Here is a 19,691-nt window from a genome sequence, read left to right as displayed (position 1 = left end):
CATGTCATTAGCTGATGATCTTATTCTTTTGTTTCATGAGCATAAAAGCACGACTGACAGGATCGACCCAGTTGGACTGTCAAGATGATTATAGACGCTTTCTTCCCCCATTTGTTACATTTTAATCACGATATCGTCACAGGCTGCAGCTTATTTTCGGATAAAATGATAACGCTTACAAAGAAAGGGCGTGATGAACATAGATCGTTCTATTAAAGGCCGATTGTTCAACTTATTTAATTACTCTTTTCTACTCATGTTCGCATTAATATGTGTGCTTCCGTTCATCCATGTCATTGCAGCCTCTTTTGCTACAGTAGAAGAGGTCATCACGAAGAAGTTTATCTTGTTCCCGACCACGTTTTCTTTAGAGGCCTATCGGTATATTTTCTCTACGGATATTGTGTACCGCAGCCTTATCGTGTCCATTCTTGTGACACTCGTTGGAACAGCTGTCAGCATGTTTTTGTCCTCACTCATGGCATATGGGCTGTCTCGTCAGGAGTTAAAAGGCCGGAGAACATTGATGTTTCTCGTTGTCTTCACGATGCTATTTAGCGGAGGTATGATTCCGACGTTTATTGTGGTGAAAACACTTGGTCTACTTGATACCTATTGGTCACTAATTCTACCGGTTGCGATCAATGCGTTCAATTTGATCATCTTGAAAAACTTCTTTCAAAACATTCCCGCAAGCCTTGAGGAATCAGCGAAGATGGATGGCTGTAACGATTTAGGGATTTTCTTTAAAATTGTGCTGCCACTTTCTTTGCCAGCTATTGCGACCATTTCACTTTTTTATGCCGTGACGTATTGGAATACGTACATGACCGCCATCCTGTATTTAAATGATTCAGTGAAATGGCCGATTCAGGTACTTCTAAGGCAGATTGTCATTGTTTCGAGCGGAATGCAGGGAGATATGTCGGATATGGGATCATCCACACCACCGCCAGACCAAACGATTAAAATGGCTGTCATTGTGGTAGCCACCATTCCCGTTCTGCTTGTCTATCCATTTATTCAAAAGCATTTCAACAAAGGGGCATTACTAGGTTCTGTAAAAGGTTAAAAAGAAGGAACAACGGAGGGATCTTATGGGGAGAAAGAAATTATGGTTGATTGCGTTTGTTCTGTTATTTGCAGCAAGCGGTATTTTATCCGCATGTTCAAGCAAAGGAAGTTCATCGAATGAAAAGGTTGATTTAGACAAAAAAGTGAAGCTGACATGGATGGCGATTTTGTATCATCAGCAGCCGCCGAAAGATTCGGTTTTAAAAGAGATTGAGAAGCTCACAAATACAGAACTTGATATTACGTGGGTGCCTGATGCTGTGAAGGAAGACCGGTTAAATTCTGCCCTTGCAGCTGGGAATCTGCCGCAGATTGTGACGATTCAAGACATTAAGAATTCGTCTGCTATTAATGCATTCAGATCAGGTATGTTCTGGGAAGTCGGTCCGTATTTAAAGGATTATCCAAATTTAAGTAAGATGAACGAACTGATCAATAAAAACGCCTCTATAGACGGTAAGCTTTATGGCATTTATAGAGAGAGACCACTTTCAAGACAAGGAATTGTCATTCGAAAGGATTGGCTTGAAAATTTAAATTTGGATACACCAAAAACGTTGGATGATCTTTATGAGGTAGCGAAAGCCTTTACTGAAAAAGATCCGAATCAAAACGGAAAAGCGGATACAATGGGCTTTACGGATCGGAACGATTTGATTTATGGGGCATTTAAAACACTTGGTTCATATGAGGGAATGCCAACAGACTGGAAAGAAGAAAACGGCAAATTCACACCAGACTTTATGACAGATGAGTACATGAATACGATGAAGTACATGAAGAAACTGCGTGATAATGGCTATATCAACAAAGACTTCCCTGTGACAAGCAAAACACAGCAGCAGGAATTATTCTCACAAGGAAAAGCAGGAATCTATGTTGGAAATATGGTAGATGCTGTGAACTTGAGAGATGACGCGACAGATAAAAACATGAAAGTCGATATCTTGAACCGAATCAAAGGTCCAGATGGCAAAGAACGGGTGTGGGCATCAGGTGGTCATAATGGCATCTTCGCATTCCCTAAAACAAGCGTGAAATCAGAGGCAGAATTAAAGCGAATTTTGGCCTTCTTTGATCGCATTGCAGAAGAAGATGTCTATGGTCTCATGACGTACGGTATAGATGGTGAGCATTATAAGAAAGAAGAAGGGAATACATTTGTCAGGGAAGAAAGCCAAGTGAAAAGCTGGCAGACAGATGTACAGCCGCTTGTCAGTCTAGTAGGCATTGATAAACGCTACTTGAAAAATAAAGGGGATGCGGTTCGTACAAAATATGAAGAGCTGGAAGAAGACAATCAAAAGATCATCGTCGCCAACCCTGCTGAAAGCCTGTATTCAGAAACAGCCTCAGAACGAGGAAATGAATTGAAAAAAATCATCGATGATGCGACCTATAAGTTCATTCTTGGAGACATCAGTGAAGATCAATTTAAGAAAGATGTAGAGAAGTGGAAATCAAATGGTGGCAATAAAATCATAGAAGAATATGAAGCTTCCTTTAAAAAATCAAAATAATCAACATCAACACCCCCGCCTAGTTAAAGAGCGGGGGTGTTTCTATTAAAAGTCAAAGTTGTCTGGGTCTGGACCGATCCGTTTGTTTTCATTTAAATCAGACAGGCGTTTCATATCCTCATCAGATAAAGCAAAATCAAATATATCTGCATTTTCTTTTAAACGATGCGCTTTCGTTGATTTTGGAATGGTGATGACGCCTTTTTGCACATCCCAGCGCAAAATAATTTGAGCAGGTGTTTTGCCGTATGTGTCCGAGAGTTCTTTGATCACCGGATGATGAAGCAGTTCCCCCTGCATGAGCGGTGACCATGCTTCCATTTGAATGCCATGTGTGTTCAAATACGTATAGAGTGCTTCCTGCGTTAGTTTTGGGTGAAACTCGACTTGATTGATAGCTGGTATGATGTCTGCATCTTTTAATAGTTCGTCTAGATGATGCGGCTGGAAGTTGCTCACACCGATTGCTCTCACCTTTCCTTCACGATACAAGGTTTCAAGCGCACGCCAAGCGTCTTTATATTTGCCCTCAACCGGCCAATGGATTAAATATAGATCCAAGTAGTCAAGCTGAAGTTTTTTCAAGCTTTCCTCATATGCTTGTAGAGTGGATTCATATCCTAAATCGGCATTCCACACTTTTGATGTCACAAAGAGGTCTTCGCGGCACAGTCCTGTTTCTGCAAGACCAAGTTGTATGCCTCGTCCAACCCCTTCCTCATTGCCATAAATAGCCGCTGTATCAATACTGCGATAGCCTATTTGAATGGCTGTTTTGACGGCGTCTATTAATTCTGCACCATCTTCAACCTTGAATACACCGAGACCAAATCCTGGCATGTGGACTCCATTGTTTAATGTTTTTGTACTTTGTAAATGATTCATATTGAACACTCCTTAGATGGTTTGATTTTGTTCTTGTTGTTCGATTCGAAAACTAATCATCGTGAGAATCGCAGCGATGAGGACCATGATACCGCCGACCCAGCCTGTATGCACAAGCCCAAGAGTATCTGTCACGATGCCGCCTAAAAATGAGCCGATGGCGATACCAGCATTAAAGGCAGCGATATTCATAGCGGAAGCGACGTCGACTGCTCCTGGTGTGTATCTTTCTGCAAAATCAACGACAGCTACTTGAAGCCCTGGGACATTCATGAAAGCAAACAGTCCCATCAGCATGACGGTTGCGATGCCTAGCACCGTAAATCCAGCAGTCAAGCTAAGGATAAACAAAATGATGCTTTGGATGATAAACATGTAAATGAGTGCTTTCATTGGCTTCTCATTTGCAGCCTTTCCGCCAATGACATTTCCAGCTGCGATCGTGATCCCGTATAAAAGCAGGATCAATGCCACCGCCCCAGGCGCAAGACCTGTCACATGCTGTAAGAGAGGGGATAAATACGTAAAGACGACAAAGGTTCCTCCGTATCCTGTTGCTGTAATGACAAATAGAAGCAAGATTCTTTTTGTTTTTAATAAAACAGCTTGATCCTTAAATGATGTTTTCACGCCTTGCTTTAATTGAGATGGAACAAGAAAATAGTTAGATATTAGTGCGATCAGACCAATAATGACAATCACACCGAATGATGTCCGCCAGCCGAACTCATGGCCAAGAAATGTCCCAAAAGGCACGCCCGTCACAGTCGCTACTGTTAAACCAGTGAACATAAAAGCAATCGCGCTTGCCCGTTTTTCTTTCACTACAAGGCTTGCAGCGATCGTAGAGCCGATGGACATAAAGATTCCATGGGATAAGGCTGAAATGACCCGGCCGATTAATAGCACTGAAAAGGTCGGAGCCATCGTGGCGAGTGTATTTCCAATCAAAAAGACGAGCATAATGAGCAAAAGCAATGTTTTTCTTTTCATCGCTGAAGTCAGAGAAGTCAAAATAGGGGCGCCGAATGTCACACCAAGTGCATATAAAGAGACGGTCCAGCCCGCCTGGCTGACGCTCACTCCAAAGTCCTCTGAAATCATCGGCAAAAGACCGACACTAATAAACTCAGTGGTTCCTATAGCAAAAGCACTAATAGCTAGTGCGAGAAGGGCAAATTGGTTTTGTTTTTTCTTCATGAATCAGTTCACATCCTTCTGAGATGACATTTTGATAGACGAAGCCGATCGGCAAGAGTTATTATCTAACATGGATGACGAAAAAAAAAGTACGTACTTTTTTGTAATATAGGTACTAAAAAGTGCCTGTTCGTATAATGAGGAGTGAGGATTTAATGGAAAAGAAAAAATATAATATCTCCGTGGAAGCGACCCTTGAGGTCATTGGCGGGAAGTGGAAGTGCGTGATTTTATGTCATTTAACACATGGAAAAAAACGCACAAGTGAATTGAAGAGACTCATGCCAAACATCACACAAAAAATGCTCACGCAGCAGCTGAGAGAGCTTGAAAGTGATGGGGTGATTAACCGGATTGTGTATGAGCAAGTACCGCCTAAAGTGGAATATGAATTAAGTGAATACGGTCAGTCGCTCGAAAGAATTCTGAATGCGCTATGTGATTGGGGAGCAGCTCATATTGAACGTGTGTACGGAGAGCCGCTTTCAGTGCTAGAAGACAGCATTTTAAATGAACAATTTAAATAAAAAAGTCCCGCTTCCTCCTATGAGAGCGGGACTTTTTGTCTTATATGCCTTTTTTCTGGTCGCGGTATTTGCCAGGGGTCGTGCCTTCTAGTTTTTTGAAGGAACGGATGAAGTTTTGCGGGTTTTTATATTTCAGTTTTTCCGAAATTTCTTTGACGGACATATCGGTCTCCACGAGCCAGTTTTTGGCGACATGGTGTCTGTAGGATGAGAGATATTCACTAAAGGAGATATCCATTTCCTTTCTAAAGATACTGCTTAAATAATTTGGGTTGTAATGCAGGCGTGTGGAAATTTCATCCAATGTGAGATCTGAGTCGAATTCTTGATGAATGATATGGATGATCTTTTCTGAGATGTTTTTGTATTGTGATTCCTCGCGTGCACCTAGCTGGTCAATAATCGGCCGAATGATCTCATGTTTCAGCCATGCTTCGGTATCTTCAAACGTTTTAAATTCAAAAATCGTATCATACAGCATTTTATTGTCTTCGACCTCAAATAATTCAATGCCAAGCAAATGCATCAGCTCAATCAAATTGTTTAAAAAACGGGCGAGGGCGATATGGTACTCGTGCGGTCCTGCATTTTTAGAGAAAATGGATTGAAGGAGCACATGTAAATAGTGATCTGCCTTGCCTTGATCACCTGCTTTCATCGCATCAAATAAATCATGTTGAAGCTGCTTTGGAAAATGAGTTTTAAACGTTTTTCCTTGCTGGATATGTTCATATAAGATAATGGACTTTTTCTCTGCTTTGAGTCTGTATTTTAAGGCCTCTTTTCCTTCAATGTAAGCCTGTTTTGCCATCGTGAGCTCCTGAAACTGACGGCTGATTCCGATGCTGATCGATAAACCAAGCTCTTCCTCGATACGCAGCTGAGTCGTTTCCGCTAATTGGTTTAAATATTCAGTAAACTCTTCATCTGACTTTGAGTGATTTAGGATAATCGTCGTTTGATGCTGATTGACAACTGTTGGCTGAAGGTGCTCCTCTTGCGGAATAATCTGCTCAATGAGTCCATTGATCGCAAATAAAAGTAAGTCAGCATCCTTTTTTTCATAAGGTGTTCCTTTTAGCGTATCAATTTGGGTCACAAGCATGGATAAGTGAGACCAGTCCTGAGGGAATCCTAAACTTTGGAACCGGTTGTTAATTTCTTCTTCTGTCAGCTTTCCGAGCAATAGCCGCACCATAAAGTATTGCTGGAGGTGCGTGACTTGCTGCTCAATACGTTCCTCTAAATCATTGTTTTGATCCTTCATTTGTTTAATACTCGACTCAATCAACTCAAATTCATTTTGAAAAGGCTGCTTTTGCAAAAAGGATTCATTGCGTGCAAAGGACTCGTATAACAAGCGGATTGGTTTATAAAAATGTCTGGACCCAAACCATGAAAATAACAATGAAAGCGCTAACAAAATAAAGCAGATAATAAAGGTGATCCACCCAATTGATTTCGTTTGTGCCTTGAGTTCTGGTATGGAAACAAAGGATAGGTACGTCCATTCGTTATAGTCTGATTTTTGAAACGTAATTTGATAGTTTAGTTCCTCGATCTTCATGTTAAATTGACCTGATCGTTTTTCACGCGATAGGACATGCTTGACGAACTCTTGATTTTTCAAGGATTCACCAATTTGTTCTTTGCGGTTATGTAACAGCACTTTTCCGTTAGTATCAATGACAAACATACTGTCAGATTGAGAGAAGTCAGGCATATTGTCAGCAATCGTGCAGCTGGGAATGCTGGCGACAGCGATCCCTTTTTTCTGGACACTGTTCATAGGGAGTTGTTTGATTAAGTTCACATTGTATTTGCAAAAGGAGGCCTTTCCTTCCTTTGTCGCAACAAGTGCATTATTCTCTTCAAGTGCCCAGCTGGAATGACTCGGAATATTGAGGTAAGAGGTGAGCGCTTTCTCTTGGTCCCTGCTTGTGACATGATAAAGCCCCGAATTGTTCATGTACCAGTCTTCCATTTTACTGACGAGCGTAATATTGGAAAGATCGGTGTCAAAGGTTTGCAGGTAGTTCAGTTCCTGCTGTACTTGATTATAAAGCTGGAATTGGTCTGGATTTAAAGGTTCTGCCAGTGTTTGAAGGAGAGGCGGCGAACTGACATAGTGAGTGAGAGAGTGATCAACTGTCTTTAAAATATGCTCAATATTGGATTGCGTTTGTTTAACGCTGTCCAGCTTTTCATTTGAGATATTTTCGAGTGCTGTTTTTTGTGAATGCTGATAAGAAAAAATACCGACAATGATGACAGGAATCGTACTAAGCATGAAAAAAAACGTGACGAGCTTGTAATAAAATTTATATTGCCTTCTTTTCATAAAACCCCCCATTTCAAACGGAACAATCTTTTCCTCTTTATTTATTAATCCAAAAATTTGGTAGGTTTGTCAATAATCATTTTCTGAGATTAGGATCATTTTCTCATGTTTTATGTAACGTTTTGAGTAGCTTCCCCTAAGTAAATATGATCTGATGATATGATTGTAGACGGATTTTTCATCCTTAAGATACAGTTAACACATGCATCAGCATGAGGGGAGGCTTTATCTATGAAAACAGAGGATGTCACTGCCAAGGGTGTGCCTGCGGCAGCTTTGAAAAAAGAAAGAAGAAAGCGCTTACTTAATCAAATGCTTAGTCAAAAGTTTTTGTATGTCATGATTTTGCCAGGGCTCATTTATTTTCTTGTCTTTAAATATGTGCCGATGTGGGGGCTGATCATTGCCTTTCAAGATTACCAGCCGTTTCTCGGTATTCTCGGCAGTGAGTGGGTTGGCTTCAAACACTTTATTCGATTGTTTACAGAACCAACATTTTTCATCTTATTAAAAAATACACTGATTTTATTTGCCATGAATGTCGTGATTTTCTTTCCAATTCCGATCTTATTGGCCCTGCTTTTAAACGAGGTCAGATTGGCATTGTTTAAGAAATTTGTGCAGACGATGATATACATTCCTCACTTCATGTCATGGGTGATTGTCGTGTCCTTATCCTTTGTTTTGTTAACAGTAGATGGTGGGTTAATCAATGAATTAATTGCTTTCTTTGGAGGGGAAAAGATTAACTTCCTTCTTAGTCAGGAATGGTTCAGGCCGATGTACATTTTACAAGTAATCTGGCGGGAAGCAGGCTGGTCGACGATCATTTACCTTGCGGCGATTACAGCGGTAGATCCGCAGCTATATGAAGCAGCGAAAATGGATGGAGCCGGCAGACTGAGACAAATGTGGCACATTACGCTCCCTGCCATTAAAAGTGTGATTGTCGTTCTGCTTATTTTAAAAATTGGTGACACATTAGAGCTTGGCTTTGAGCATGTCTATTTATTACTCAATGCAACGAACCGGGAAGTAGCAGAAATCTTTGATACGTACGTTTATACAGCTGGTCTTAAGCAAGGGCAATTCAGCTATAGTACCGCTGTTGGTCTATTTAAAGCAGCCGTTGGACTCATTTTGGTTATGCTGGCGAACCGTTTAGCGAAGAAATTTGGGGAAGAAGGTATTTACTAAAAAGGGAGATGAAAAAGAATGACATTATCGACTAAAAAGGGATCACCACTTGAGCATGCAGAGAAATTAGCACAAACAATTATGAAAGCGCATACACCAATCGAGCTACCTCCAGCTGGAAGATGGCATTATCATCAAGGCGTTTTTCTTTGCGGTGTGATGAAGCTATATGAGTCAACGGGGAACGAGACGTATTTCAATTATGTGAAAAGCTACGCAGATTCGCTCATTGATGAGTATGGAAACCTGTTATTTCGAAGAGATGAGCTTGATGCGATCCAAGCTGGGCTCATTTTATTCCCTCTTTATGAACGAACAGGAGAGAAGCGGTATGTGCTGGCAGCGGAGAAGCTCCGCGGGCTTTATCGCACATTGAATCGCACATCTGAGGGCGGATTTTGGCATAAAGACAATTATGCTTATCAAATGTGGCTGGATGGTCTCTACATGGGCGGACCTTTTGCCTTAAAGTTTGCAAAGCTGAAAGATGAAGAGGAACTGGTGGATATGGTGATCCAGCAAGAGCATCTCATGAGAAAGCATACAAAAGATGAAAAAACAGGTCTGTATTATCACGCGTGGGACGAACGAAAAGTGATGCCATGGGCTGATCAAAAGACAGGCTGTTCTCCCGAGTTTTGGGCAAGGTCATTTGGCTGGTATGTCCTTGCATTAGCAGATATGATCGAGGATCTGCCAGAGCAGCATGAAGGGCGAAAGATGTGGAAGGAAACGCTGACAGACATGCTGGAGAGTGTAGCTAGGTACCAGGATCAAGACACAGGTCTCTGGCATCAAATCATTGATAAAGGTACTCATAGCGACAATTGGCTTGAAAGCTCTGGATCGTGTTTATTCATGTACGCCATGGCAAAAGCCATGAACGAAGGGTATGTCAGCCCCCGCTACACAGATCATGTGGTGAAAGCTTACCAAGGCTTAATTCAGCATAAGACGGCTGTGACAGAAAACGGTGATCTTACCATCAATGATATATGTATCGGAACATCCGCTGGATTTTATGATTACTACGTCGGTAGAGAAAGAAGCACAAATGATTTACACGGGGCAGGCGCTTTTATTATGGCGTTAACTGAGCTAGAGAAGCTGCCTGTTTTTCAAAAGGCATGAAGAGGCAAAAAAGGGCTACAGCATGGCTCCTCAGCTTTATCGCTGCCTTTTGTTTGTCAGCCTGTCATGGGAAAACAAACGGTATCGATGTTCTGATTTTTTCTGACATGTCAAAGGGGATGAAGGATCAATTAGTCGAGAAGGCTTTTCAAACGGAACAAGAAACGTATAGCGTCCACATCTTCCCGGCGATTCCCGAAAAGCTTCTTGTTGAAATTACCGCCAAAGAGGGGGACATCATGCTTGTCCCGGAAGAAATGTTTCGAACATATGATGATCCTGAAAGCTTTCAGCTGCTTGAAGAGATGGGTATTGATGATCAAGCGGCAGGGCCATATACGATCGAGGATCAAAGGACAGGTGAAACGGTTGATTATGCGGTTCAAGTTAGTAAAGGCACGAAGAAGCTAAACGGCTATACCTTTCGATTACATCGAGATATGGTCGCTTTTATTCCCGTGTATGCAGACAAGTCCAAAGAGGCGCTGTCTCTCATGAAACAGCTTCGTGAAAATCGATAGAAATAGGGGTGGGGACTGTGAAACGGGTCGTAATTTGCGGACTCAGTCATCGTGCGTTCAATATGTTTATTAAACCGCTCACAGAGGATTTCAATGAGCATTACAGGATTACAGGGCTTTTAGATATAGATCATCATCGGTATACACTTTGTCAGGAGCGTTTTCCATCACTGCGGGGCGTCTCGTTTTTTCATGAAGAGGCATTTGACCAAATGGTGAAGGAAGCAAAGCCAGATATCGTCATTGTGGCAGGCAGGGATGACACACATGTCACCTATATTTTGCAAGCACTTGGCCATGATCTCGATGTCATCACTGAAAAGCCAATGGTCACAACAGCAAAAGACGCCAAAAAAGTAATGGAAAAAGAAAAGGAAAGTAAAGGAAAGGTCACAGTCACTTTCAATTATCGCTACAATCCATTTCATCGAAAGATCAAAGAACTCATTTTAGAAGGAAAGATTGGTAGGGTCACATCTGTTGAACTGAGCTGGCTCATTGATACGTATCATGGCGCTAGTTATTTCAAAAGGTGGAACCGCACGCGGCAATTCTCTGGCGGACTATCCATTCATAAATCGACGCATCATTTTGATTTGGTCAATTGGTGGATCAATCAAAAGCCGAAGCAAGTATTTGCCTACGGGGCGCTGAACTATTACGGAGATAAAAGTCCTTGGAATCCTTTGCAGGGGGAAGAAAACAGGTATTGCGGAACATGTCATGTGAAGGATACATGTCATTATGAAGCAAGGTGGAATCCGAGGGTAGTACGCTCAAATGTCGAGGACGATCATATTGAATCCGGTCAGGAGCAAACGCAGCAATACACCAATTATCGCCCAGACGCCTGTATTTTTGATGAGGAAATTGACATTGAGGATACATATGTGGCATCAGTGGCGTATGACCAAGGGGCTCTCTTCAGCTATTCGATTCAATTCTCAGCACCCTACGAAGGATACCGGCTTGCTATAAATGGGACGAAGGGGCGTATTGAAACAAATGAGTTTCATGTGCCATCCAGAATTCCTTTTCAATTCCCAGAACAGACGATTTCTTATTATCCGATGTTTGGGGCAAAAGAGACGATTGAAGTCGTGAAGCAGCCAGGAGGACATGGCGGCGGAGATCCTCTGCTTTTGGCCGATTTATTTATCGGGAAAGATCCTTTAATTCACTATGACATATCAGCAGGGGCAGAGGCTGGTGCTTATTCAATTGCACTTGGGGAAGGCATGTGGCGGTCTGTTGCAGAGAAGCGCCCAATTGACATAGAAGAGTTGCTTCAGAAAGAGACGGTGTCATAAAAAAGAGAGGAGGGGAAAGAGATGGATCATGATGGTTCAATGAGCAGAATGCTTCGAATGTGTGAGTGGGTGATGCGACTCGCCTATACAAATTTGCTATGGTTGCTGTTCACCATGCTGGGACTTGGGATCTTTGGATTGATGCCTGCGACCACTGCGTTATTTTCGGTGATGAGAAAGTGGATACAAGGGCATGAGCAAGTGAGCGTTTTCCGGACTTTTTGGAAGGTGTACCGTGAGGAGTTTGTACGCTCTAACTTGATTGGATTGGCGCTATTGATCATAGGAACGATTATATATGTAGACCTTGCGTATATTTATCCAACGAGCTGGTTTTTGCATGTGCTTCGTTTTGCCATTTATATCTTTGGATTTCTCTTTGTTGTGAGCTTGTTTTATATTTTTCCGCTGCTGGCTCATTATGATTGGAAAAAACGTCTCTATCTGAAATTCTCTCTTTTGCTTGGTATCTCATATTTGCAATATACACTCTGTATGCTCGTTTTCTCGGCTCTGCTGTTTGTTCTCTTTGCTTATTTGCCGGGAGTTGTGCCGTTCTTTAGTGTGAGTATACTCGCCTATGGTCATATGTGGCTCGCCTATCAAGTATTCAAAAAAGTAGAGTTTGAAAGTGAGCAGCAGACAGCCGAAGTAAAGAAACGCCTGCCGTCTTTCCTGCAATCGAAGCGGGTGAATACACAGTAATGGGGTTCATTTGCTATAATGGTGTCACTGTGATTAAAAGGAGAGATGAGCGTCGTGTCAGTAAAAGAAATCTCAATAGAAGAATTAAAACAAAAGCTAGAGCAAGAAGAAGCCATTCAGCTTGTTGATGTGCGTGAGGACGAGGAAGTAGCAGAAGGAATGATTCCAGAAGCTGTCCACATCCGAATGGGAGATATCCCTGAGAAACTGGATGCATTCGATCAAACGCAGGAGTATTATATTATTTGCCGCTCTGGTAAACGTAGTGAAAATGTCTGCTATTTCCTAGAAGACCAAGGCTATCAAGCGACCAATGTCGTTGGCGGAATGCTTGCTTGGACAGGAGAAACAAAACCGAAGCTGTAAACAGAAGTCCTTTCATCTCATAGATGAAAGGCTTTTTTTGTTCATATGTCCGCCCTCATGTGCATAAAGATAGAGTAGCGAGAGAAGGGAGAGTGGCATATGTGCTAAAGGTAGCTGTATTTGATGAAGAGCACGAAAAAGATTTGCAGAGCGAAATCAATCTTTTTTTAAAAGGAATGGATGACGACCAAATCATTGACATCAAGTACAATGTAGCAGTGATCTGTGAGCAAGGAGGAGAACAGCTCTACTGTTTTTCTGCCCTCATTTTATATAAAAAATAGGACCTATTTGAAGGGTCCTTTTACTTTGTTTAACTAGCGTCAATATATAAACGATGCTTGTTGCAGTGAACACATTGAAAGAGATAGCCTTGCAGATCTCCGCCGTTGACGAGCCATTGTTTTAGGTTTTCTTTCGTTAATCCTCCGCCGCTGCAAATGTCTTCGATATCTTCTGTGAGCTCTTCCTCTAAATGTTCTATCTCTTTCCAACCGACATACTGGACGATCGCGCAAAAATCTCCGCAATGGCTTAACCAATATTCCTGCTGCCAGCCGCGATAACCTGGCGTTCTAAAGATCAGTTCATCTATATATTCCTCTTGCTCAACGTCATCACAACTTGCATCGTCTTGAAAGGTGCCATCGTATTTTTTAGCGGCTGAACCATCTTTAATGCACCAAGGACAAATTCCTTTCACATCTTCAACAGAATAAAATGGACCATGATACACATATTCTCTTTCTTTTTCACAAACAGGACATGTCGTAGGCTCTTTTTTGATCACGTTTAACGAAACTGGATCTGGGTTGTACTTGAATGTAGGCAGCGTCATATAAACCTCCATTGTAGAAATGATTTCATTATTATTTTACAGGAATCCTCCTGCTTGCAACAATCTTAAATTGTCTATATAGAAAAAAGCCGTTCTTATGAGGAACGGCTTTCAGCGTGTAGACAAACCCTCGCATTCGGTGTCAGTCCTGCGCGTCGGTACTCACGAATGTTAAATTCGCTCCGTTCCGGTGCTCGTCCTTCCTAGACTGCAAAGGTTTTCTATCACGCTGAAAAGGAGACAAAGGGCTAAAATAAACATCATTTTAGCCCTTTGTCAACAATCTGAAAGCCGTTCTTATGAGGAACGGCTTTTTTCGCTTGAGATTATGCTTTTTTTACTCTTGGACTTCGTGGTTTACTGACTTTATTGGCTTGCTTGATGGCTCTTCGTTCATCATTCAATGACTTGTACAGTGAGACAATCATCAAAATAATGACAACGGAGAACGGCAAGGCTGCGAGCTTGGCTGTATTTTGCAGGGCTTCAAGTCCCCCTGAAAATAAAAGTACGGCAGCAACAGAAGATTGGATAATACCCCAGCTAACTTTGACACTGCCAGAAGGGTTCAATGATCCATAGGTTGTCTGCATTCCAAGCACAAATGTAGCTGAATCAGCCGATGTAATAAAGAATATAGCGATTAAAATAAGTGCTAGAATCGATGTGATCATCGCCAGCGGATATTCATTTAGTACACCGAAGAGCATTGTTTCTGTTGATAGACCCGCAACATCGACAATATTCTTTTGCTGTAAATCCATCGCAGATACACCGAAAATCGAGAACCATAGAAATACTAGGATAGAAGGAGCCACTAAGACACCTACTAAAAATTCTCGAATCGTTCGTCCGCGTGACACCCTTGCGATAAAGATTCCGACAAATGGTGCCCAAGAAATCCACCATGCCCAATAAAAGATTGTCCATCCATTAATCCATTCTCTCTTCTCAGGATCATTTGGAGATAGACGGAAGCTCATTTGAACGATGTTGGATAAGTATTGCCCAATTGAGTCAGTAAATGAATTTAAGATAAAAACAGTTGGACCTACCAAAAGTAAGAAAAACATCAGAACAGCTGCTAATACCATGTTGATATTACTTAAATATTTAATGCCTTTTCCAATTCCGCTTAGAGCAGATGCAAGGAAAAGCACCGTCACAATCATGATAATGATCAATTGTGTGCTAAAAGCATTCGGAATGTGAAACAGGTAATTCAATCCACCGTTTATTTGTGCTGCGCCTAATCCTAGGCTTGTCGCAACACCAACTACAGTTGCAAATACCGCAATACAATCGATGGTTTTTCCGATCCATCCATTCGTTTTATTTCCTAAAACCGGCTGCAACGTTGCACTGATTAAGCCAGGTGCATCTTTTCTAAATTTAAAGTAAGCAATACAAAGTGCAACAATGGCATAAATAGCCCATGCATGAAGCCCCCAATGGAAAAAAGTATATCGAAGGGAATCTCGGAATGCCTGCGCCGTTTCAGTATCACCCGTTGGTGACTGGATGGCATAGTGGCTGATCGGTTCAGCTGCTCCGTAAAAAACAAGACCAATTCCCATACCGGCACTAAATAGCATCGCAAACCAAGAAAATAAGCCGAATTCAGGCTCTTCCCCAGGTTTTCCTAGCGTAATCTTACCGATTGGGCTAAAAATAAAGAATAGACAAAAGCCGACGAGTAGTGACACCACTAACAAGTAATACCAGCCAAAGTCATTTGTAATGTATGTTTGAATTTGATCTGTGACATTTTGCAGTGTTTCTGGAGAAAAAGCTCCCCATATGACGGCAACAAATGTGATCGCAATCACAATCCAAAATACACTTGATACGTTTTTCACACCATCTCACTCTCCTGTTGTTCTACACGTTTAAGCAGAGGATTTACTTAATATCCCCTAACTCAACTAATTTCAAACAAAAAGAGGCGAGCTTCTCACTCGACCTCTACTTTACCGTAACATGTTTTGCTTCCATTAATCAACTATCGATATGTGAAGATGATTTTTCTTCAATACGTTTACGAAGACGGTAGACGTATTCTTTTAAACAAACAGCGAAGATGGTAAATGCCAACACAATGGCAACTTTTAATGGGGTAATGGACAGCTTTAAGAAAACAGCGGCTGTCAAACTAATCACAACTGCTAGGATAATCGGAAGTGCACGTCTTATCATGAAAATCTCTCCTTTGCTTCGAGTGCAGCATTCATGCCGGCAAGCCTGCCAGTCACAAGTGCTGACGTGATATTGTATCCGCCTGTATAACCATGAATGTCTAGAATTTCTCCGCAGAAATAAAGACCGGGCATTTTTTTAGACGCCATTTTCTTCGGTTCAATTTCTTTCACAGAAACGCCGCCTCCTGTAACAAACGCTTTGTCCAAGGAGAGCGTACCATTGGCATGAACGATAAAATGTTTGCAATCATGGGCGAATGCGCGCAGTTTGTCTTTAGCAAGACCAGAAAAAGTGTCTTGCGGATCTATACCGTTCCTCTCTAACAAAAACAATAAATAGCGTTCTTGCATCCAAGACTTTAGGACATTTTTAATGGCTTTTTTTGGTTCATCTTTTAGGTCTCGATGAAGCTTTTGGAAAAGCTCTTCGTCATTAAGCTTCGGATATAAGTCTATTTGCAGACGGACGACCTGCTGCTTTTTCAATTCTTTCACCACAAATCCGCTGCATCTAAGAACAGCTGGGCCGGATAAGCCAAAGTGTGTAAAGATCATATCCATGACATGTGTGACGACGGGTTTTCCTTTTTTATTTAAAACACTGACAGCCACACTTCTTAAAGAAAGCCCTTGGAGCACTTTTTCTTTTATAAAACGTTCATCCGATGTGACCGGTACTTCTGTTGGGAAGAGCTCTGTAATCGTATGACCAGCGGCTTCTGCCCATGCGTAGCCGTCACCAGTAGAACCAGTATGCGGCACACTTTTTCCGCCAACAGCAATCACAACGGATTTACTTGAAATTTTTTCATCATTATTTGTAACAATTCCGGCTGCTTGTCCGTCTTGATACAGAACTGTTTTAATCTTCTCATTCGTTCGAATGGTCACATTGAGGTTACGGAGCCTGTCTAAAAGGGCATCCACAACAGATTGTGCTTTGTTTGAGACAGGGAACATACGTCCATGGTCTTCTTCTTTAAGTTCAATGCCGAGGTTTTCAAAAAACGAAATAATATCCTCGTTATTGAACTCAGAAAATGCACTATATAAAAAACGGCCGTTTCCGGGAATATGCTTGATGATTTCTTCTACTGGAAGGCGATTGGTGACGTTACAGCGTCCACCGCCAGAAATGGCGAGCTTTCTGCCAAGCTTGGTTCCTTTGTCAATTAACAGAACAGTTGCACCGTGCTCTGCTGATGCAATAGCGGCCATCAGTCCAGAAGGTCCACCGCCAATGACAATGACATCATAATGTTTCATGTTACATTCCTCTTTCTACTTTCAGTCATTTATCTATTATAACGAAAATTGGGGAAGGCTGAAATATGAATTGATTGGTTTTGTGCCTTCTGTATTGGATTTGTTACCTGTGCGTCGAAATGATGTGGTAAAATAGTTGAGTTGAATATTCATTAGAAAAATGGTGGTTAAGCGCATGTCTAATAAACTGCTTCGTGGTACGTTGGTTTTAACGATAGGGACTTATCTCTCTCGTATTCTTGGTATGATTTATTTAATTCCATTTAGCGCAATGGTTGGAGCTACTGGTGGAGCGCTATTTCAATATGGATACAATCAGTATACGATCTTTTTAAGTATTGCTACGCTTGGTTTTCCAACAGCGGTATCAAAATTTGTTTCTAAATATAATGCAATTGGCGATTATGAGACAACGAGAAAAATGTTCAGGGCGGGTATGTCGGTCATGCTTGTCACCGGGATTATCGCTTTTTCTCTTTTATATTTGAGTGCACCAATTTTCGCCAAGATTCAGCTTGGCGGATCAAATGAAACAGGCGGTTTGACCGTCGACCAAGTGGTATATGTGATTCGGATGGTCAGTTTAGGTCTTTTGGTTGTACCAATTATGAGTCTCGTGCGAGGGTTCTTCCAAGGACACTCTATGATGGGACCGACAGCTGTTTCCCAAGTCATCGAGCAGCTTGTCAGAATCATCTTCCTATTAACAGCAACGTTTATTATTTTAAAAGTGCTTGACGGCGGTCTTGTCATCGCTGTCGGATATGCTACATTTGCAGCACTTATCGGCGCATTTGGCGGCTTATTCACGCTTTATTTATATTGGCTGAAGCGCAAGGATCGGCTCTTATCCATGCAGCCGAATACAGGTGCTTCCTCTGACTTATCTTATAAGCAAATGTTTACAGAGCTATTTAGCTATGCCGCACCGTATGTGTTTGTTGGACTGGCGATTCCAATTTATTCTTATATAGATACAAACACGATTAACAGAGCCATGATTGCATCAGGCCATCAGGATATTAGTACAGCGGTATTGTCTATTGTGACGTTATATTTACCGAAGCTCGTGATGATTCCTGTGTCCCTTGCAACAGCGTTTGGCTTAACCTTGATTCCAACGATTACGGAATCATTTACAGCTCGTAACTACAAGCTGCTCAATAGACAAATTGATCAGACGATGCAGGTCATATTATTTTTCGTGCTGCCTGCTTCATTTGGTATCTCGGCATTAGCTGGACCGGTTTATTGGTTTTTCTATCCGTCTGTTCATCCTGAGATTGGGATGTCAATTTTGTTCTGGTATGCACCTGTTGCGTTATTGTTTTCTTTATTCACCATTAATGCAGCGATTTTGCAGGGAATTAACAAACAAAAATTTGCCATCGTCAGTCTGTTGTTAGGGATCATCATTAAAACGGTTCTGAACATTCCGCTAATCAGCTGGCTGCAAGGAAATGGTTCTGTGCTTGCGACTGCGTTAGGCTATAGTGCGTCCATCTTGTATATGTTTATCATGATTAAGCGCCATGCCGGCTATTCGTTCCGCAGGATTTTCAAACGATTTATTCTCATTGGTATTTTGACTGCGATTATGGCTGTAGTGGCGTATACGACATGTCAGCTTGTGAGCCAAGTGATTTCGTATGAAGGTGGAATTATTAACGCGGGTATCGTCATTTTGATTTCAATGATCACTGGCGGCGGTGTGTATCTGTTCTTGTCATATAAGGTAGGATTACTTGAGCGTGTACTCGGCAGCCGTATGCCGAAATTTTTAAGAAAAAAGAGTTAAGAAGAGGTGGAGTTTCATGAGGCTTGATAAATTGCTTGCTAGCAGCGGCTTTGGTTCAAGAAAAGATGTAAAGAAGCTGGTCAAGGCACGGGCAGTCACCGTGAATGGAGAACTGGCGAAGCAGGTGAAAGATCATGTTGATCCATCGAATGATGAAGTGCTCGTACACGGAGAGCGTGTAGAATATAAAGAATTCATTTACTTAATGATGAACAAACCGGATGGGGTCATCTCAGCTACTGAAGATTTGCGGGATGAAACGGTCGTCGATTTACTTGAGCCGGAGGATATCGCAAGGGAGCCATTTCCTGTCGGGAGACTAGACAAGGATACAGTCGGTCTTCTCCTCCTCACAAATGATGGACAGCTTGCTCATCAATTACTTTCTCCAAAAAAGCATGTGCCAAAAACGTACGAGGTTCATTTGAAATATCCATTAGGAGATCAAGACATCAAGCGTCTTGAAGAGGGTGTTGTCATTTTAGATGATTACCGCACGAAGCCGGCAAAGGTTGAAGTAGATGCGAATGAAAGTGAAGATACACGCATCCGTTTAACAATTACTGAAGGAAAGTACCATCAAGTGAAGCTGATGGCGCAAGCAGTGGGAAATGAAGTCATCTTTTTAAAAAGACGCTCGATGGGAGCTATCTCTTTAGATGAAGATCTAGCGCCAGGGGAGTACCGTGAATTGACGGACGAAGAATTAGACAGCTTAATCAATCGACCATAAATGTAGAACAAAAGAAAAGAAGACAAAAGAAAAGAACCGGCATGTCGCCGGTTCTTTTTGTTATATGGACAGTTCATTATA

At 41.8% G+C, this 19,691-nt stretch carries 19 protein-coding genes; 12 read left to right on the top strand and 7 right to left on the bottom strand.

Annotated elements, in window-relative coordinates:
* Positions 1-211 precede the first annotated feature (211 nt).
* Both MHB79_RS13680 and MHB79_RS13675 read left to right on the top strand, forming a co-directional pair.
* Positions 212-1,072, top strand: a complete 861-nt coding sequence (locus tag MHB79_RS13680; RefSeq protein ID WP_087976618.1) for a carbohydrate ABC transporter permease — start codon at positions 212-214, stop codon at positions 1,070-1,072.
* Positions 1,073-1,097: 25 nt separating this feature from the next.
* Positions 1,098-2,594: an extracellular solute-binding protein gene (locus MHB79_RS13675; RefSeq protein WP_340989985.1), complete on the top strand. Its 1,497-nt coding sequence runs from the start codon at positions 1,098-1,100 to the stop codon at positions 2,592-2,594.
* Positions 2,595-2,639: 45 nt separating this feature from the next.
* On the opposite strand, the gene MHB79_RS13670 is transcribed toward MHB79_RS13675, so the two are convergent.
* Positions 2,640-3,479 carry an aldo/keto reductase gene (locus MHB79_RS13670; RefSeq protein WP_340989983.1) on the bottom strand — a complete coding sequence of 280 codons (840 nt, stop codon included), beginning with the start codon at positions 3,477-3,479 and terminating at the stop codon, positions 2,640-2,642.
* Between the two features lie 12 nt (positions 3,480-3,491).
* Entirely contained in the window at positions 3,492-4,679 is a 1,188-nt protein-coding gene (locus MHB79_RS13665; protein WP_268458510.1) for an MFS transporter, read from the bottom strand.
* Positions 4,680-4,834: 155 nt separating this feature from the next.
* Between MHB79_RS13665 and MHB79_RS13660 the strand changes: the two genes are divergently transcribed.
* Positions 4,835-5,206 carry a winged helix-turn-helix transcriptional regulator gene (locus MHB79_RS13660; RefSeq protein ID WP_003217763.1) on the top strand — a complete coding sequence of 124 codons (372 nt, stop codon included), beginning with the start codon at positions 4,835-4,837 and terminating at the stop codon, positions 5,204-5,206.
* A gap of 40 nt (positions 5,207-5,246) precedes the next feature.
* Here the strand turns inward: MHB79_RS13660 and MHB79_RS13655 are convergent, their stop codons facing one another.
* The gene (locus MHB79_RS13655) at positions 5,247-7,547 is read right to left on the bottom strand and encodes a helix-turn-helix domain-containing protein (RefSeq protein ID WP_340989981.1); all 2,301 of its coding nucleotides are present in this window, start codon (positions 7,545-7,547) and stop codon (positions 5,247-5,249) included.
* Positions 7,548-7,778: 231 nt separating this feature from the next.
* Here MHB79_RS13655 and MHB79_RS13650 point away from each other — a divergent pair, with 231 nt between their 5' ends.
* From MHB79_RS13650 to MHB79_RS13620, 7 genes are all read left to right on the top strand, one after another.
* Positions 7,779-8,744, top strand: coding sequence for an ABC transporter permease (locus MHB79_RS13650; RefSeq protein WP_003217645.1), 966 nt, complete (start codon positions 7,779-7,781; stop codon positions 8,742-8,744).
* Positions 8,745-8,762: 18 nt separating this feature from the next.
* Positions 8,763-9,875: a glycoside hydrolase family 88/105 protein gene (locus MHB79_RS13645; RefSeq protein WP_339160363.1), complete on the top strand. Its 1,113-nt coding sequence runs from the start codon at positions 8,763-8,765 to the stop codon at positions 9,873-9,875.
* The gene (locus MHB79_RS13640; RefSeq protein WP_339160362.1) at positions 9,872-10,396 is read left to right on the top strand and encodes a lipoprotein YteS; all 525 of its coding nucleotides are present in this window, start codon (positions 9,872-9,874) and stop codon (positions 10,394-10,396) included. Before MHB79_RS13645 ends, MHB79_RS13640 begins: the two co-directional genes overlap by 4 nt.
* A 17-nt stretch (positions 10,397-10,413) precedes the next feature.
* Positions 10,414-11,706, top strand: a complete 1,293-nt coding sequence (locus tag MHB79_RS13635) for a Gfo/Idh/MocA family protein (RefSeq protein ID WP_340989979.1) — start codon at positions 10,414-10,416, stop codon at positions 11,704-11,706.
* A gap of 21 nt (positions 11,707-11,727) precedes the next feature.
* Positions 11,728-12,411: a YesL family protein gene (locus MHB79_RS13630; protein WP_340989977.1), complete on the top strand. Its 684-nt coding sequence runs from the start codon at positions 11,728-11,730 to the stop codon at positions 12,409-12,411.
* 54 nt (positions 12,412-12,465) lie between these two features.
* A complete protein-coding gene (locus MHB79_RS13625) occupies positions 12,466-12,777 on the top strand; it encodes a rhodanese-like domain-containing protein (protein ID WP_003217560.1) in 312 nt (103 codons plus the stop codon).
* A 101-nt stretch (positions 12,778-12,878) separates the two neighbouring features.
* Positions 12,879-13,061, top strand: coding sequence for a sporulation protein Cse60 (locus tag MHB79_RS13620; RefSeq protein WP_003217582.1), 183 nt, complete (start codon positions 12,879-12,881; stop codon positions 13,059-13,061).
* A 29-nt stretch (positions 13,062-13,090) separates the two neighbouring features.
* Here MHB79_RS13620 and MHB79_RS13615 read toward each other — a convergent pair whose 3' ends face one another.
* The 4 genes from MHB79_RS13615 to MHB79_RS13600 all read right to left on the bottom strand — a co-directional run bounded on the left by MHB79_RS13615 (position 13,091) and on the right by MHB79_RS13600 (position 17,079).
* The gene (locus MHB79_RS13615; RefSeq protein ID WP_340989975.1) at positions 13,091-13,615 is read right to left on the bottom strand and encodes a CbrC family protein; all 525 of its coding nucleotides are present in this window, start codon (positions 13,613-13,615) and stop codon (positions 13,091-13,093) included.
* A gap of 326 nt (positions 13,616-13,941) precedes the next feature.
* The gene (gene opuD / locus MHB79_RS13610; protein WP_003217541.1) at positions 13,942-15,474 is read right to left on the bottom strand and encodes a glycine betaine transporter OpuD; all 1,533 of its coding nucleotides are present in this window, start codon (positions 15,472-15,474) and stop codon (positions 13,942-13,944) included.
* A 139-nt stretch (positions 15,475-15,613) separates the two neighbouring features.
* Entirely contained in the window at positions 15,614-15,811 is a 198-nt protein-coding gene (locus MHB79_RS13605) for a hypothetical protein (RefSeq protein ID WP_050943538.1), read from the bottom strand.
* Complete coding sequence (locus tag MHB79_RS13600; RefSeq protein ID WP_050943539.1) at positions 15,808-17,079, bottom strand: BaiN/RdsA family NAD(P)/FAD-dependent oxidoreductase; 1,272 nt, start codon at positions 17,077-17,079, stop codon at positions 15,808-15,810. Before MHB79_RS13600 ends, MHB79_RS13605 begins: the two co-directional genes overlap by 4 nt.
* Before the next feature lie 175 nt (positions 17,080-17,254).
* On the opposite strand from MHB79_RS13600, the gene MHB79_RS13595 reads away from it, so the two are divergent.
* Together MHB79_RS13595 and MHB79_RS13590 are read left to right on the top strand one after the other, a co-directional pair.
* On the top strand, positions 17,255-18,877 hold the full coding sequence (locus tag MHB79_RS13595; protein WP_340989973.1) for a putative polysaccharide biosynthesis protein: 1,623 nt from the start codon (positions 17,255-17,257) through the stop codon (positions 18,875-18,877).
* Positions 18,878-18,893: 16 nt separating this feature from the next.
* Positions 18,894-19,610, top strand: coding sequence for a pseudouridine synthase (locus tag MHB79_RS13590; protein ID WP_050943540.1), 717 nt, complete (start codon positions 18,894-18,896; stop codon positions 19,608-19,610).
* The last annotated feature ends 81 nt before the right edge of the window (positions 19,611-19,691 follow it).

Source organism: Bacillus sp. FSL M7-0558, assembly GCF_038003245.1.
Taxonomy (GTDB): domain Bacteria; phylum Bacillota; class Bacilli; order Bacillales; family Bacillaceae; genus Bacillus; species Bacillus pumilus.
This window is presented reverse-complemented; position numbering and strand designations above follow the sequence as displayed.